This window comes from Bacillus sp. SCT118, from assembly GCF_058566435.1.
The window spans coordinates 2,709,489-2,725,018 of sequence record NZ_CP191225.1 but is presented as its reverse complement, the minus strand read 5'-3'; the positions used below and the strand labels follow the sequence as shown (position 1 = coordinate 2,725,018).

Here is a 15,530-nt window from a genome sequence, read left to right as displayed (position 1 = left end):
AAAAGGAGTGGGCATCATGGCCCTGACACCAGAAGTGGAGTTTGAGGATTTTGAAGATGAGAGCGAAGTCATTGAAACCTCGCAAACGTACAAAATAGATTTTGAAAACGGAAGAATTACGAATGAGCTGATTACAGGGCTTGAAGCGATCAGGCAGTTCGTGTATATCGCCTTACAGACAGAACGCTATGCGTATTCCATATACAGCCATAATGTCGGAAACGAGCTTCAGGACGTGCTGACAGATCATGAGACGACTGATGCCTATAAAAAGATGGAGATCCCGAGACTGATAGAAGAGGCGCTGGTTTATGATGACCGGATATCGGCTGTAACAGATTTTGAGATTGAAAAACAAGGCGACGCGTTTCATGTGTCCTTCGTGGTGGAGACGGATGAAGGAACGCTTGAGATTGAGGAGGTGATTGGCGAAGATGTTTGAAGATCAGACTTTTGAAGCGATTATGGAGCGTATGCTGAACAGCATTTCCGCAGATATTGACACAAGAGAAGGCAGCGTCATTTATAATGCGTTAGCCCCGGCGGCGGCCGAGCTTGCGAAGTCTTATATATGGATGGATACTGTGCTTGAGCTAGTTTTTTCTGATACCGCACAAGGCGAATTTTTAGACAGGCGTGCAGCGGAAGCGGGAATTGAAAGAACTGCCGCGACAAAGGCTGTCAGAGCGGGAGAGTTTACGTCTGGAGTAACCATTCCTGTCGGCTCCCGTTTCTACGTGGATAATCTTTATTTTCAATATACGGCAGACGGGACGCTCATCTGTGAAACACCTGGTGAAGCGGGAAATGCCAATCTGACCGGACGCAATTTACTATCATTGGATACCATTCCCGGTTTAGAAACGGTCATTGTCAAAGAAATCCTGATTCCGGGACGCGAGGAAGAAGGAGATGACAGCTTGCGGGAACGGTATTTTACAAGGGTTCGGCGTGAGGCCGTCAGTGCCAATAAAATGCATTATAAGGAGTGGGCTGAAGAAGTGGACGGTGTGGGGAAGGCAAAGATCTTCCCGCTTTGGAACGGTGAAGGCACGGTCAAAATTGTCGTCACGAATGCAAATCTTGAGCCCGCTTCTCAAATTTTAATTCAAAAAGTGAAAGATTATATCGACCCTGAACCAGGACAGGGAGAGGGACAGGCGCCAATCGGAGCCGTTGTCACAGTGGAAAGCGCGGTCTGGAAAGAAGTTGAGATTTCTGCCGAAGTGCTGCCTGAGATCAATCACTCAATTGATGAAGTGAAGTCAGAAATTGAGGAAGGCGTTTTAAATCTCTTTAAGAAAATGGCGTTTGAAGATAACGTCATCCGCCTTTCTCAAATTAACAATATCGTCTATAATTCACCATCAGTCAGTGACTACTCCAATATTCAAATCAACGGCACGTCTGAAAATCTGGTGCTGAGCGACGTGGAAATTCCTAAGCTTGGGCAGGTGAAGATCATTGAGCAAACAAGATGACATGACAGCGTATCTGCCTCCGTTTCTCACCAGCCTTAAAGAAATGGCCGAGCTGCTGAAAGCGGAAGCGCCTGAGTTTGATAAACAAAATGACAGCATATTTGATCTGACGGATCAGTTATTCGTACCGACGGCGACATGGGGGCTCAGCCGCTGGGAAAAGATTTTAAACGTACCGCGGGAATCAGGCGACACTGATGAGATCAGACGATTGCGGCTCATTTCCAAAATGTCGAACATCCCGCCCATCACATACAGGGCCATTGAGCAGGCGGTAAACCGTTTCTTGAAAAACCCGTCTGCACAGGTCCGCCTGCTTCCCGGCGAATACCGATTTAACGTCGATATCAATGTTGATGACCTCCAGCACATGAATGAGCTGATCGAAGCGATAGAAAACATGAAACCCGCTCATTTGGCGTATACGCTCAGAGGAGGATTGAATGAGACGCTGCAAATCAAAGATACAGTCATCCTGAATCACCGCAGATACCGAACAGCCAGTGAGCTCAAGGTCGGTTATTCTGTCACTCTTAACAACAATGAGGTGGTCTTAACTTGATTTCAACCATATACAGAGAACGCACAGCGGCTGATCTGAAAAGCAGAATCGATCACGTGCTGCTCAACGGCCAAAAAACAGAAATAGTAGAGCTCGCCATTGACGGTGCGACCGTCACCGTTCTGACAAAACGTGAGGAAGACATCAAGCATATCGAAATGGTACAAATTTTTGACGAGCTGGGCAATGTGATCATAGAGAGAAAGACTGACCTGGACGTTAGCGAAAACAGAACACTCGATTTCAGATTTACTTTTGAGGTGGTGTAAACATGGCATACGAAGAAAAAACAGACTGGCTTCCGGACGACCCCATCAACGAAGATGACGTCAACCGCTGGGAAAAAGGCATAAAAGACGCCCACACCGACCTGGCCGCCCACAAAAACGACATGAACAACCCCCACAACACAACAAAGGCGCAAATCGGGCTGGGGAATGTGGATAATGTGCAGCAGGCGGCGAAGAAGGATTTTGACAAGCATATTTCAGATGAAACCATACACATTTCATCCAGTGAGAGGACAAAGTGGAACAACGCACAATTAACTAAGTTAACTGATGAAAACGGAAAATATCTAGCAAGCATCCAAAATGGTCTGGATTTTCACAAAATTGTGGAAGAATTGGATCAAACCTTTTTCTTTTATACTGATAAGACGGGAATCAATACCCCACCGTTTGCCACTAGAGGATTGTATATTGGCTACAAATCTTATGGAGAAGCTTTGGCAATGGATTATGAAGGAGGTACATGGCGAAAAAGCCTGAATGATTCCGGCTGGACTGATTGGGTTCAATTAGAAACTTCAGAAGGCGCTCAATTTAAGGTGAGGAGCCATGAAGAAAAAACTGAAATACATGTAAATAAAAGCGATAAAGACAAATGGAATTCTGGACAGTTATTTAAAGTAACTGCCGATAACGGGACACAAAAGATTAACCTGTCATCTGGATCTTTTTATGATTCGCTCAAAGATGTTGGGACTGTTACTTTCTATGGAACAAACGCGGTCACAGATAACCCGTCAAACACAAGTCTTCGAGGTATGCAATTGGTCGGTCAGCTAGGAATAGGCATGGGGTATGCTGTGGATGTGGGAGGTAATGCTTGGTGGTTTTTCTATAACGCTAACGATAGTGCGATCAATTGGTATCAAATTGAGTCTATAACGGGAGTGCAGTCAAAGATAGATGCACATGCCAATAAAACAGATATCCATGTAACAACATCCGATAAGGACAAATGGAATAATGCACAACTATATAGATTAACTGATACTCAAGGTTGCCGAACTAAAATCCCAGATGGAACTGACTTATTAACGCTGCCCTCTGGCTTTTATTATGCAGTAGGGAATGTCATAATAAACAATCCTGTTTTGGGAGATGGATCATGGTATAACTATGATGTTATTGAAACAGGAGGTGGCGGCCGAAAAACAATTTTGGCCTCTAGAAGTTTCGACGGAACCTTTTGGATGGCAACGATTCATACAGATGGCGTGTTTAAAGGATGGAATAAGATCGAGACCGAGGCAAGTGCTCAAACTAAAGCAGATAAAGCCTTAGATGATGCTAAAAACTATGTTGATGCAAATTATTCTAATCAAAAATTAACTGTTTTAACAGGAACAAATGTAATCCAAGATGCGAGAATAAGCGGAAATGATTACCCAGCTGGTATCACATTCATGGATATAGGAGCTAATAACGCTACCGGTTACCCACTTACCTATGGCATTGTAAAAAATGAAAAGCATAGTAATTATCGCTTTACTCAGTATTTTTATGGAAATGCAGACACAACTAGTGGAAGCTATGATCATGTTGGGACTTGGATCCGCCATTGGTGGGCTGGTACAGGCTGGACAGCTTGGCATAAAATTTCTGGATTTGCACATGCCAATATTCGGGCCAACAGCATACAATATTTAAATAAAGCTAACCATACAAAAATTCAGTTTAAACGCAAAATAAAAGATAGTCATAATGCTTTTGACACAAATAATAGTAGATTCGTTGCCCCTAATGATGGAATGTTTTTAGTGGGAGTTGGGCTGTATATGATAAATACACCGGCTTACATCAATTTTCATCTGAAACTCTATCTAAATGGATCATTGTATAAACCAATTGACCATAAGAGAGGGGACTTTGTTGATAAGCAAAATGAAATGTACCTTGGATTAAATGGTAATGTAACCGTTCCTATGAACAAAGGTGACTATATAGAGATCTATTGTTATTGCAATTATAGCGGTGATGATAGAAGAGGTGTATCCGATTTTAACGAGCTATACAACTATATAGACGTCCAAGAACTTGGAGGACTTAACTATCCTACAGTATAAGATAGGAGGCAAAATGATGATCGCAGAAGCAATCATGTTTAAATACCCCAGTGCAGACCCAACAAGAGATTTTATCGTTCAAAATGACGGGGAAGGGTCTTATATAGCCGAGTGGAACCTGCGCGCCCCCATCCCAACACAAAAAGAACTCGAATCCTGGTGGGAAGAGCTCCAAAAAAATCCGCCGTATAAGCCGCCCGATCAGGTGGAGCTCCTCGCTCAGGAGTTGTCGCAGGAGAAGCTGGCACGCAAGCAGCTTGAAGAACTGAACAAAACATTAGGGAACGAGTTGTCAGATATAAAGCTATCATTACATTCCTTGAAAGGAGATCTTTCTGAATGAATTATTGGGTGCTTGCCCTCTATTATGAGTGGGCGACAGCAGATATGGTAAAACAAGCATTAGCATATAAAGACTGTTCAATTGAGGATCTGGCAGAGGGTGTGAACAAAAAGCTGATCACAGCTGACCAGTATAAAGAAATTACCGGTAAAGCCATGTAGTAAGGCTTTTTTATTTTGCCTGTTTTTAGATCAAAGGAGGATGAAGATGGTGAAGTATCAATATGAATTTCCTCTCGATAGGACTGGAAAAGCCGGCGCTGTAAAGCCCTATCGAGGAGGAAAAAATGATTTTGTGACACCTGTTTCGAATTTGTCAGGCGTAGCGGAGATTTTAACAAATGCTTCCTTAAAGGCGACTGAGGCATACAGTCAGCTCGGGCAGGACAGGCTTGGCGCAGTTCTGATTTCGAAAGTGAAGGGCTGGGCGTATGCAGATCGTGAAGGTACGCTCTTTATAGAAGAAAGCGACAACAACAATGTTTGGACAACGACAGCAACAGTTAATGTCGCAGCAGGTGTCCTGACAGCGACGGACTGGGTATACCTTTCTAAACGCTATTACCGTTTCCGTTATGTGAACGGGAATCTTCAGCAATCTGAGTTTGTATTATACCAATCAGTCGGTGCGGGTGAGATGGATGTGCGTGTCAATGGAAAAACGCCTTTACAGATTGACTTTGCGGATAATCAAACACACGATGGACGGCTGAAAGTCGAGGCTCGCAAAACATTTGACTTTGTCTTTCATGAAAATGCAGAGTCCGCCGGCGAGGGTGCTTCTTTACCTGTTGACGGCGCCGCGCATTTACTCGTTGAAGTATATGGCACAGCGGAAATGAGCGAAGTCAAATTTTGGGGCAAATCGGTGTCAGGACAGAAACTGCCGATCAGAGGCGTGAAAACTGATGATGCTACCACTGCCTCCAGTACATTAGGAAAAGCTGAGGCATGGGCCTTTGATATTAAAGGGTTTAAGGAGATCATCATGGAGATTATCAGTATCACCGGCGGTACTCTCTCGGTAAAAGGGACCGCTGTTTCATAACAGTTTTGGCTCTCGGAAGGGAGGTGATCTGCATGTGAAGGAGGAGTGAATAATGCAGCAAGAGGCAGATGTGAATGTGTTTCAGCAGGACTTAGCAGACATAAAAGGCGAGCACAAAGCGCTTGAGCAGAGGGTTTCCGCATTAGAACGCGTGTCTGACCGGCAAGACCAGCAAATCATGACGCTGAACGAAAAATTAAACAAAATTGAAGAAAACACAACGTGGATTAAACGCACCATCACAGGTGCCATCATTACAGCAGTGTCTACAGGCATCATTGGCGGAGCCATCGCCATTATGTACAGTCTGCTGCAGCATTAAAGGGGGATTTTCATGAACACGTTTGACAAGGGCACGGTCATCAGGACGGTGCTTCTTTTAATTGCTTTAATCAACCAGACCATGCTGATACTCGGCAAATCACCATTGGACATTCAGGAGGAGCAGGTCAATCAGCTCGCTGACGCTCTTTATTCAGCCGGTTCCATCGCATTTACAATTGGAACGACACTTGCCGCTTGGTTTAAAAACAACTACGTAACAGAAAAAGGGAAAAAACAGCGCGACTTGTTAAGGGACAATAATCTGACGAAATAAGGAGAGATGAAAATGGTTAACATTATTCAAGACTTTATTCCGGTTGGCGCAAATAACCGTCCAGGCTACGCAATGACGCCGCTTTACATTACGGTGCACAATACAGCGAATACCGCAGTAGGAGCAGATGCTGCAGCGCATGCCCGCTATTTGAAAAATCCTGATACGACGACAAGCTGGCATTTTACAGTTGATGATACAGAAATTTATCAGCATCTGCCTTTAAATGAAAACGGCTGGCATGCGGGAGACGGAAATGGCAGCGGCAACCGGGCTTCTATTGGAATTGAAATTTGCGAAAATGCCGATGGCGATTTTGCAAAAGCAACAGCAAATGCCCAGTGGCTCATCAAAACATTAATGGCTGAACAAAATATCAGTCTCGCCAATGTCGTCCCTCATAAGTATTGGTCAGGGAAGGAATGTCCGCGAAAATTGTTAGATACGTGGGATTCGTTCAAAGCAGGAATTGGGGGAGGCGGCAGCCAAACTTACGTCGTGAAACAGGGCGACACACTTACATCCATAGCGAGAGCATTTGGTGTTACGGTTGCTCAGCTGCAAGAGTGGAACAATATCGAAGACCCGAATCTTATTCGCGTTGGTCAAGTATTAATTGTAAGTGCTCCATCGTCCGCTGAAGAACCCGAGCTCTATCCGCTCCCTGATGGTATCATTCAATTGACAACACCTTATACCTCAGGAGAACATGTCTTTCAGGTGCAACGAGCACTTGCGGCTCTGTATTTTTACCCTGATAAAGGCGCTGTTAACAACGGAATTGACGGCGTTTACGGACCGAAAACAGCTGACGCAGTTGCCCGTTTTCAGTCTGTTAACGGTTTAACTGCTGACGGTATCTACGGGCCTCCGACGAAAGCGAAGATCGCAGCGCAATTAAGCTGATCAAAGACCATAAAAAATCCCGGAGCCGCTCCGGGATTTATTTTTTCTTCTTCAACTTTTTAATAATTCCAGCACTGCGCTCCCTCACCCGAAGCGAGTACCCGGAAAGCCCAAACCTTCCGTAATCAACAAACTTCACACGCCTCACCAATTTTTTCACTGTATCACCTGACATTATCCTCTGTTTGTATTTATTATATGTAACCCTTTAAGAAAAGGAATAAGGACAAGAGCTGTTTTCCCTTGTCCTTTTAGTGTGATCATGCTTTTTTTCGTTTATACTCGTCAATCAGCCGTTCGTTTTCTTTGAAGATTCTTGCTGTATGCGGACTGACTTGATAGCTTGCGACACTGGTGGTTGAACGTTTTTTCAGGATTTTAAACGGCTTCGCCGCTCTGGGCTCGCATCTGTTTTGAAACGCACGTTCCATTATCCTTCACCTTCCTCCTCAATTGGCAGCACCAAATCATATATGCTCGTTAATGACGTAAATAGCAAATAATCAAATTCCGTGACAATGCTGTCAGACGTCAGCTTGATGACATAGTTCTGTGTCTCGATGGTAAAAGGGATGAGAACCACTTTTCCGTATTGGTCGTAATAAACGTCCTTTCGATCGAGCCGTGTTTGTACATCTGCCGGATCATCCATATGCTCGGTTAACCGGTCTTTATCAGCCTGTGTCGAATAGTGGCAAAGAGAAGCCGTTAAGTTCATTTTATCAGCATAGGTTTTCAGCAGCTTATCAATACCTTCAGCATAAGCATCTATACTTCCATAATAAACATGGATCGGTTCGTTTTTCAATAGGTATTGGTATGTTTTCAGCCGATTGAGATACATGTGGAGCATTTCGTTGTTTTCTTCAAGAATTTCTCTTGTGTCTGTTTCAAGCTCGCTGCCGGCCAGTTTTTTGACGTATGCACTTAAGAAGATAAAAGCATCAATCAAAGCAAAACTGACTGCGACAATGAGATACCGTTCCCAGTGGGTAAATAGGGAAGTGGGCTCATATGTCCAGTATACCATAGCACCCAGAACAAACAGCAAATACCAAGTTTTCCGGATGGCGGACATTTTTTCTTTGACCTTCGCTTCGAAACGCCACGTGGCATATACGTATAACCCCAGTCCGGCCACGATGCACCAGACCATGATCTGAAAGAATAAAACCATATTCGAATCCCTCACATCTGAAATAGGTTCTGCTTATTGTATTCGAGAGATCCGGATGGTTTTCCTGTTCCATCAAAAAAACCGCTCCTTTGACAGAAGCGGTGTGACATTAAAATATCATATTTAAAATAAAGTAGGCGATGGCACCAAGTGTCGCTGAAATCGGAAGCGTGATGACCCATGTAATGAGCATTCGCTTGGCCGTACCCCAGTTTACGCCTTTTACCCGGTGTGATGCACCGACGCCAAGAATTGATGAAGAAATGACGTGGGTTGTACTGACCGGCAAATGAATAAACGTGGCGCCGAAAATAATGGCTGCTCCGGTTAAGTCAGCGGAAACACCGTTTACCGGGCGGATTTTCATGATCTTTCCGCCAACGGTTTTGATGATTTTCCAGCCGCCGATTGATGTTCCGAGACCCATGGCTGTCGCGCAGGCGAATTGCACCCAGGTAGGAATATCATTAGCAGAAGTATGTAAATTCGCTGTGATGAGAGCCATTGTGATAATTCCCATTGCTTTTTGCGCATCGTTTGTTCCGTGTGTATACGATTGCAGGGCAGCTGTTACAATCTGCACTCTGCGGAATTGCTTATTCGTTTTCGCCAAGTTGCTGTCTTTGAAAATCAGCTTAACGATGCTATAAAGAATAAAACCAAGGACAAAAGCAATAATTGGTGATAGGATCAGTGCTTCAATGATTTTAATGAAGCCCTTATAGTTTAACGCTGCAAATCCGGCTGCCGCAATGGCTGCACCGGCAATAGCCCCGATGATGGCATGGGATGAGCTGCTTGGGATACCGTAGTACCATGTGATAAGGTTCCAGGCAATTGCAGCGAGTAGCGCAGCCAAAATGACAACAGAGCCATTTTCCAGCGTATAAGGATCTACGATGTCTTTCGTAATGGTTTTGGCAACACCTGTAAACGTCATTGCTCCGACAAAGTTCATCACAGCAGCCAATATAATGGCATGGCGCGGTTTCAACGCTTTTGTTGATACCGAAGTCGCAATTGCGTTTGCCGTATCATGAAACCCGTTGATGAAGTCAAACGCCAGAGCACAAATGACTATTAGTATCGTTAATATTAATAGAATATCCATTTTTACCCCTCGTTACGCGTTTTTCATAATGATGGTTTCAAGATTATTGGCAACACTTTGACAAGAGTCGGCGATTTCTTCAAGCGTTTCGTAAATTTCACGATATTGAATGACTTTGATTGGGTCTGTTTCATTTCCGAAAAGATTCTTTAATGATTTTCTGTGCAAGTTGTCACAGCTGTGCTCATACTCTTTAATTTTGATTGCGTGAGGCTGAATATCCTTTAAGCGATTTTCTGCCAGCAGCTCGATCGTAATCAAAATCTCTTTCGCACATTCTCTGATGTATCCGCTGAATTTATCGATATGCTCGTCTGATGAAGTAATTGAGAAAATCTCCATCATGGCAGAGAAATGTTCGATTCCGTCAAGCACATCATCCAAGCTGTTTGTCAGCTGAAGGATATCTTCGCGCTCAATAGGAGTGATGAACGCTTTGTTAAGCTCTTTAATCATGACATGAACATGATTGTCACCTTTTGTTTCATATTCCTTTAACGTATCTGCAAATTCTTTAAGCGTCGTTTGGTTAGTGACCTTAAAATTCACAAAATATTCTGCAGTTTCGTCTATGTTCTTTGCAATTTCTGTTAAAAGGAGTGAGAACTTATCTTTTTTTCTTCTTATCATTAAAAACCCTCCATAGTTTGAATGAACAATGCACACATCAAATTATTATATAGCCTTTTGTCGAAAAAAAACAGGTAAAGTCGAAAAAAACGTATCTTGACTTTTTTGATAAATCGTGTCTCCTTATTTTGACCTACTTCGCTTTAAAAAAACGACCCAAGTTTGCAAAAACTTTCTGCTTAACGTAAAAAGTATATCAAAAGTTGTGTTTTTCCTGTCAACTTTTATCTTCTGTTTCACCAAAAAACGGTTCCCTAAACAAGGGAACCGTTTTATCAGCTTGCTTTTCGTTTTTTCATCCCGTAATAAACAGGCAGTCCGGCAAGGCCGATGAGAATGGATAATCCGCAGCTCATTGTATCTGTAATGAGTGTGTTGCCTAACACAAAGAAGGAGCCCGCGATTGCCAGAATTGGCATAAATGGATAAAGCGGAACACTGTAGGCGCGCTTTTCTCCCTTTGCTCGCTTGCGGAGAATAAACACTGCAAAAAAGGCCATCACATAAAAAATGTAGATCATGAAAATAGAGATTTCTGAGAGCTTATCAGGGTTGCTGATCAGCATCATAATCAAAGCCAAAGCAATTTGAAAAGAAATCGCAATCCATGGTGTACGGAACGACGGGTGTACATGTGACAGTTTTTCAGCAAATGGAAGCTGTTTGCGTTCCGCCATTGCAAATGAAACACGCGGGAAAGAAAGCACCTTTCCATTTAAGCACCCAAAGATGCTGACGATAATCCCGACACTGATCAGCTTTCCGCCAATTGAACCGAACAGCATGGTTGCAGCGGTGCTTGTCGCATTTTCACCAAGCGTGACAATTTCGTTCGCTGACAGGATGTGAAGCAATGCAAAATTAATGAAAATATAGATCGCCGTTACAATTAATAATCCGCCCGTCATAGCGCGTGGCAGCAGCTTTTCGGGATTTTTCATTTCTCCGCCGAGAGCGGCAAGGAGAATCCAACCGTCATAAGCAAACAATGTAGCTAAAATAGCCGCCCCGAAGTTCATATCGGAAATGCTTTCGTTTACTGCTGTGAAGATGTGCTGATCGCCTTTCCAAAGGCCAAAGATGATGATGCAGGCAATCGGAATCAGTTTTCCAATCGTTGTCAGCGTTTGGACAAAACCGCCGTATTTTGTACCGATAATATTAATGACGCATAAAAAGAGAACTGCTATAATTCCAATGACTTTTGATAGTCCAGATCCCCAGCCGAAAAGATTCGCCATTAAAGATCCAAAATATAAACCCAGCGCGCCAATAATCGCCGGGCCGTAAATGATAATCTGCACCCAGCCGCACAAAAATCCCCAAAACTCGCCGTACACTTCTTCAAGGTACGTATAAAGACCGCCGGTTTTTGGAATCTGCGTTCCGATTTCCGCGATTGTCAAACCGCCCGCCAGTGTTAAAATACCGCCTAACAGCCAGGCGAAAAGCGCCGTTTTTGAATCACCTGAATAAGCAAGCACAGCGCCGGGCTTCATAAAAACACCAGAACCGATAATGGTTCCGATGACAAGAGTAAGGGCAAACAAGAGGCCTATCTCTTTTTTTAAACCGTTGTCTTCAGTATGCATGTCCTTAACCTCCTATGATGTTGAAGCTTCATGTTGAAGAATCTATTTTTTCATATTGTAAACCCTATTTTAGAAAAGTGAAATAAAATAAATTTTCTGATTTTCGAAATTTGCTTTGTGTACAGCAGATAAAACTGTGAAAACGCCTGTTTTGACAATCTATAAACGAATAAAATTTGTTATTTTCATTTGTAAAGTTCGTGTTTTCTGCGTTGGGATTTTAGCCGGTACGGAGGGGAGGTGAGAATTCAGAGAATGAACGAACCTTCGGTGAAGCTGATATGTTGACTTTCTCATGCGAATAAAATACTTTGTTATTAGAACAATAAATATACAACTATGATATAATATCTCGAAATCGAGATAAAATAACCTGGAGGGACAGCATATGAAAGTTAACGGCATACACCACGTATCGGCATTAACGGCCGATGCACAAAAAAACTTGGATTTCTATAAGAAAGTATTAGGATTAAAGCTCGTCAAAAAATCCGTCAATCAGGATGAACCGACAATGTACCATCTATTCTACGGAGATGAAGTGGCAAACCCGGGAACTGAGCTGACGTTTTTCGAGATTCCCCGCATTGCACCGTTTCATGCGGGAACAAACAGTATTTCTTCTATTGGATTGCGCGTTCCAAGCACAGAAGCCCTGCATTACTGGAAAGAACGTTTTGAAGAGCAGCAAGTAACGCACAGCGGCATCTCCAAAAGAGCCGGACGTGACATATTGGCATTTCAAGATCATGAAGGGCAGCGACTTGTGCTGACTGCTGATGAAGAAGGAAAAGGATATGGCCTGCCTGTTAAGCAGAGCGGCATTCCGGAAGAATTTTCGTTTCGCGGGTTAGGGCCGGTTGAACTGACTGTGCCATATGCTGAACCAACCTTACACGTATTGACGAATATTCTTGGATTTACAGAAATCAGCCGTGAACCAGTCGAAGGGCAAGGAACTGCCGTTATTCTGGAATCAGGAGAAGGCGGTGCTGCAACGGAAATCCATTTAATAGAAAGAAACGATCTTCCGCGCGAGCGTCAAGGCAAAGGAAGTGTTCACCACGTCGCATTTCGGGTAAGAGATGAAGAAGAACTTGCCGGGTGGCACCGGATCATCAGCCGGGAAGGCTTTAGCAATTCCGGCATTGTGGAGCGCTACTATTTCAAGGCGCTGTATTTCAGAGAACCGAACGGCATTTTGTTCGAGTTATCAACGGACGGACCGGGCTTTATGGTAGATGAAAATCTTGATGAGCTTGGCCAAACGATCGCTCTTCCGCCGTATCTTGAGCATCGAAGAGCTGAAATTGAAGAAAAATTGAAACCGATTCAATAAAATTGTAATTCGTTTGCCTTCCGGTATGCCGGAAGGCTTTTTTATTTTGCTGAAGCAGCATCGCTCAATGGGAAGGAAGTATCGGGTTCCGGTTAAGGGAAATGGATGATTGGCATGAAATGACCTCGGCAAAAATATTGTCTTTGTTTATTAATAGTTTATTCATATTTGCTTGTTACACTATTTCCAAGTTAGACAAAAAGGAGTGAAAAACACGTGGAAAAGAAAAAACGCGAGCTGGATATTTTCCTCATCCTCATTTTGCTCGCATCTGCATTCTTAAATATCTATAACATCTGGAATGATGATACGGTGAATCCTTATTACACCGCTGCAGTCACAAGTATGATGCAAAGCTTTCATAATTTCTTTTATGCTTCGTTCGATGCTGCCGGCTTTATAACAGTGGATAAACCGCCTGTTACATACCAAATCCAAACGATCAGCGCACTGATATTCGGTATGCACGGGTGGAGCGTCATTCTGCCTCAGGCACTTGCTGGTGTAGGTTCTGTCCTTTTAATGTATCTGTTAATAAAACCGACATTCGGTAAGACAGCAGCAAGAATTGCCTCTTTCATCATGGCATGTACACCGATTGCTGTAGCTGTAGCACGTACAAACAATGTTGATGCATTACTGGTATTTTTCTTATTGCTTGCTACATGGCTTCTCTTTAAAGCGATCAGAACAGGAAAGCTGATCTGGCTGTTAGCGGCATTTTTCGTTGTTGGGGTAGGTTTCAATACAAAAATGCTGCAGGCTTACATGATTTTACCGGCCTTCCTATTGTTCTATTTGATTGCGGCAAATGCCGCGGTGAAGAAAAAAATCATTTCGCTGGTAAGTGCGTTAGCCGTATTAGCAGCCGTTTCGTTATCGTGGCCGCTCATTGTCGACAATATCCCTGCAAGCAAGCGGCCTTATATCGGAAGCAGCCAAACCAACTCTGTTTTGGAATTGGCTTTCGGATATAACGGGATTCAGCGGCTGACAGGCCAAAATTCCGGCGGCGGCCAGGGTGCGCCAAACAAAGACGCTTCAAAAGAAATGTCTTCTTCTGATAACACTCAAGCACCGCCTAATCAGTCATCAGGCAGCAGCTCATCAAGCGATGGTAAATCCTCAAATGGCAATATGACGGTACCTCCATCCAATGGCCAAATGCCAAGCGGAGGAGAAATGCCAAGCGGCGTTCAAGGAGGCCCTCCAAGCGGCGGAGATGGCGGCCAAGGCGGACCCGGCGGAGACGGAGGGAAAGGCGGTACAGGAACCGGTTCGAAAATGCAATCAGGTTCAGGGATGTTTGGAACGGGAACACCTGGTCCACTGCGGCTTTTCCAACAAGAGTTATCTGATCAAATCAGCTGGCTTCTGCCATTTGCAATATTTGGAATTTCGGGCTTGCTGATCGCTGGCGCGAGAGAAAGAAGAAGATTATCTATAGAGCAGAAGGAAACGGTGTTCTGGGTTGCGTGGCTTGTATCGATTGCCGGATTCTTCAGTGTCGCAGAATTTTTCCATCATTATTATCTCATCATGCTGGCACCGCCGATTGCGGCTCTTGTCGGTGCGGGATGGGTTGCCCTTGTTCATCTGTATCGCAATCAGACAGGCTGGAAAGCATGGCTTTTGCCGGGATCAATTATTGCGACAACTGGATTTGAATTGTTTATTCTCAGAAACTACAACGATCAAATCGGTGCAGGCTGGAGCATCGGTGTAGGTGTTATCGGCGTGTTGTCAGCGATTGCTTTGCTGCTGTTTAAACAGCGCCAAAAACCGTTCAGTTATTATGTTTCACTTGCAGCTCTCCTCGCATTGCTGGTGATGCCGATTTATTGGGCAAGTACACCGCTTCTGTACGGAGGCAACAGCTCACTGCCTGAAACAGGCCCTCAGCTCGCATCAATGAGCGGAAAAGGCATGGGAATGTCTGATGCGACTGTAAATGAAAAACTGATCAAATATCTAGAGGAGAATAACTCCGGAGCTGAATACCTATTCGCCACAACCGATTCGAACACAGCGGCACCATATATCATTAAAACGAAAAAAGCTGTCATGGCTATTGGCGGATTCAGCGGTTCTGACCCGGCGATCACACTGACTCAATTCAAAAAGCTTGTAAAAGAAGGAAAAGTGAAATACTTCTTGGCTTCTGGAATGGGAAGAGGCGGAAACAATGACATTGTTGAATGGGTTGAGAAAAATGGAAAAGAAGTAGCATCAGAAAAATGGCAATCAAGTTCTGAGCAAAAAACAGAACATACTGATTCAGCTGATACATCAAGCAGCAAGGCTTCAGATAAAAACGGCAAAATGGGCGGACCTGGCGGAATGAATCAGTCAGCAACATTATACGAACTACATGCTGATGAATAGGAGGCA

19 protein-coding genes and 1 pseudogene are annotated in these 15,530 nt (G+C 43.8%); 14 read left to right on the top strand and 6 right to left on the bottom strand.

The features are described from left to right. The first annotated feature begins 16 nt into the window (after positions 1 to 16). Genes ACQVGT_RS13845 through ACQVGT_RS13795 form a run of 11 tightly spaced genes read left to right on the top strand, consistent with a single transcriptional unit; the run spans position 17 to position 7,290 of the window. Positions 17 to 442, top strand: a complete 426-nt coding sequence (locus ACQVGT_RS13845; RefSeq protein ID WP_015483130.1) for a DUF2634 domain-containing protein — start codon at positions 17 to 19, stop codon at positions 440 to 442. Continuing rightward, complete coding sequence (locus ACQVGT_RS13840; RefSeq protein ID WP_015383442.1) at positions 435 to 1,481, top strand: baseplate J/gp47 family protein; 1,047 nt, start codon at positions 435 to 437, stop codon at positions 1,479 to 1,481. The genes ACQVGT_RS13845 and ACQVGT_RS13840 overlap by 8 nt, the downstream gene beginning before the upstream one ends. Beyond that, positions 1,465 to 2,043: a YmfQ family protein gene (locus ACQVGT_RS13835; RefSeq protein ID WP_015483131.1), complete on the top strand. Its 579-nt coding sequence runs from the start codon at positions 1,465 to 1,467 to the stop codon at positions 2,041 to 2,043. Before ACQVGT_RS13840 ends, ACQVGT_RS13835 begins: the two co-directional genes overlap by 17 nt. Next, complete coding sequence (locus ACQVGT_RS13830) at positions 2,040 to 2,312, top strand: hypothetical protein (protein ID WP_015383444.1); 273 nt, start codon at positions 2,040 to 2,042, stop codon at positions 2,310 to 2,312. The genes ACQVGT_RS13835 and ACQVGT_RS13830 overlap by 4 nt, the downstream gene beginning before the upstream one ends. Before the next feature lie 2 nt (positions 2,313 to 2,314). After that, a complete protein-coding gene (locus tag ACQVGT_RS13825) occupies positions 2,315 to 4,396 on the top strand; it encodes an XkdV family phage structural protein (RefSeq protein WP_015383445.1) in 2,082 nt (693 codons plus the stop codon). A gap of 13 nt (positions 4,397 to 4,409) precedes the next feature. Further along, a complete protein-coding gene (locus tag ACQVGT_RS13820) occupies positions 4,410 to 4,739 on the top strand; it encodes an XkdW family protein (RefSeq protein WP_015483132.1) in 330 nt (109 codons plus the stop codon). Beyond that, positions 4,736 to 4,900, top strand: coding sequence for an XkdX family protein (locus ACQVGT_RS13815; protein ID WP_014479563.1), 165 nt, complete (start codon positions 4,736 to 4,738; stop codon positions 4,898 to 4,900). The genes ACQVGT_RS13820 and ACQVGT_RS13815 overlap by 4 nt, the downstream gene beginning before the upstream one ends. Before the next feature lie 46 nt (positions 4,901 to 4,946). Continuing rightward, the gene (gene xepA / locus ACQVGT_RS13810; protein ID WP_015383447.1) at positions 4,947 to 5,786 is read left to right on the top strand and encodes a phage-like element PBSX protein XepA; all 840 of its coding nucleotides are present in this window, start codon (positions 4,947 to 4,949) and stop codon (positions 5,784 to 5,786) included. 52 nt (positions 5,787 to 5,838) lie between these two features. Then, the gene (locus tag ACQVGT_RS13805) at positions 5,839 to 6,108 is read left to right on the top strand and encodes a hemolysin XhlA family protein (protein ID WP_015252265.1); all 270 of its coding nucleotides are present in this window, start codon (positions 5,839 to 5,841) and stop codon (positions 6,106 to 6,108) included. Positions 6,109 to 6,120: 12 nt separating this feature from the next. Next, positions 6,121 to 6,384 carry a phage holin gene (locus ACQVGT_RS13800; protein ID WP_015483133.1) on the top strand — a complete coding sequence of 88 codons (264 nt, stop codon included), beginning with the start codon at positions 6,121 to 6,123 and terminating at the stop codon, positions 6,382 to 6,384. A 12-nt stretch (positions 6,385 to 6,396) separates the two neighbouring features. Further along, a complete protein-coding gene (locus tag ACQVGT_RS13795; protein WP_015483134.1) occupies positions 6,397 to 7,290 on the top strand; it encodes an N-acetylmuramoyl-L-alanine amidase in 894 nt (297 codons plus the stop codon). A gap of 37 nt (positions 7,291 to 7,327) precedes the next feature. Here ACQVGT_RS13795 and spoIISC read toward each other — a convergent pair whose 3' ends face one another. The 6 genes from spoIISC to steT form a co-directional block, all read right to left on the bottom strand. Then, positions 7,328 to 7,465: a three component toxin-antitoxin-antitoxin system antitoxin SpoIISC gene (gene spoIISC / locus ACQVGT_RS13790; protein WP_003232648.1), complete on the bottom strand. Its 138-nt coding sequence runs from the start codon at positions 7,463 to 7,465 to the stop codon at positions 7,328 to 7,330. An 85-nt stretch (positions 7,466 to 7,550) separates the two neighbouring features. Next, a complete protein-coding gene (gene spoIISB, locus ACQVGT_RS13785) occupies positions 7,551 to 7,721 on the bottom strand; it encodes a three component toxin-antitoxin-antitoxin system antitoxin SpoIISB (RefSeq protein WP_003232646.1) in 171 nt (56 codons plus the stop codon). Then, positions 7,721 to 8,467: a toxin-antitoxin-antitoxin system toxin SpoIISA gene (gene spoIISA, locus ACQVGT_RS13780; RefSeq protein WP_003244695.1), complete on the bottom strand. Its 747-nt coding sequence runs from the start codon at positions 8,465 to 8,467 to the stop codon at positions 7,721 to 7,723. Before spoIISA ends, spoIISB begins: the two co-directional genes overlap by 1 nt. 109 nt (positions 8,468 to 8,576) lie before the next feature. Further along, complete coding sequence (locus ACQVGT_RS13775; protein WP_003232642.1) at positions 8,577 to 9,578, bottom strand: inorganic phosphate transporter; 1,002 nt, start codon at positions 9,576 to 9,578, stop codon at positions 8,577 to 8,579. A 12-nt stretch (positions 9,579 to 9,590) separates the two neighbouring features. After that, positions 9,591 to 10,208, bottom strand: coding sequence for a DUF47 domain-containing protein (locus ACQVGT_RS13770; RefSeq protein WP_003218470.1), 618 nt, complete (start codon positions 10,206 to 10,208; stop codon positions 9,591 to 9,593). Positions 10,209 to 10,483: 275 nt separating this feature from the next. Next, positions 10,484 to 11,800, bottom strand: coding sequence for a serine/threonine exchanger (gene steT, locus ACQVGT_RS13765; protein ID WP_015383450.1), 1,317 nt, complete (start codon positions 11,798 to 11,800; stop codon positions 10,484 to 10,486). A gap of 388 nt (positions 11,801 to 12,188) precedes the next feature. Between steT and ACQVGT_RS13760 the strand changes: the two genes are divergently transcribed. The 3 genes and pseudogenes from ACQVGT_RS13760 to ACQVGT_RS13750 all read left to right on the top strand — a co-directional run bounded on the left by ACQVGT_RS13760 (position 12,189) and on the right by ACQVGT_RS13750 (position 15,524). Continuing rightward, positions 12,189 to 13,139 (top strand): ring-cleaving dioxygenase, encoded by a 951-nt coding sequence (locus tag ACQVGT_RS13760; protein ID WP_015383451.1) that lies wholly within the window; start codon positions 12,189 to 12,191, stop codon positions 13,137 to 13,139. 101 nt (positions 13,140 to 13,240) lie between these two features. Next, positions 13,241 to 13,348 (top strand): annotated as a pseudogene (locus ACQVGT_RS13755) (hypothetical protein); the annotation flags it as partial. Positions 13,349 to 13,355: 7 nt separating this feature from the next. Further along, complete coding sequence (locus ACQVGT_RS13750; protein WP_015383452.1) at positions 13,356 to 15,524, top strand: glycosyltransferase family 39 protein; 2,169 nt, start codon at positions 13,356 to 13,358, stop codon at positions 15,522 to 15,524. The last annotated feature ends 6 nt before the right edge of the window (positions 15,525 to 15,530 follow it).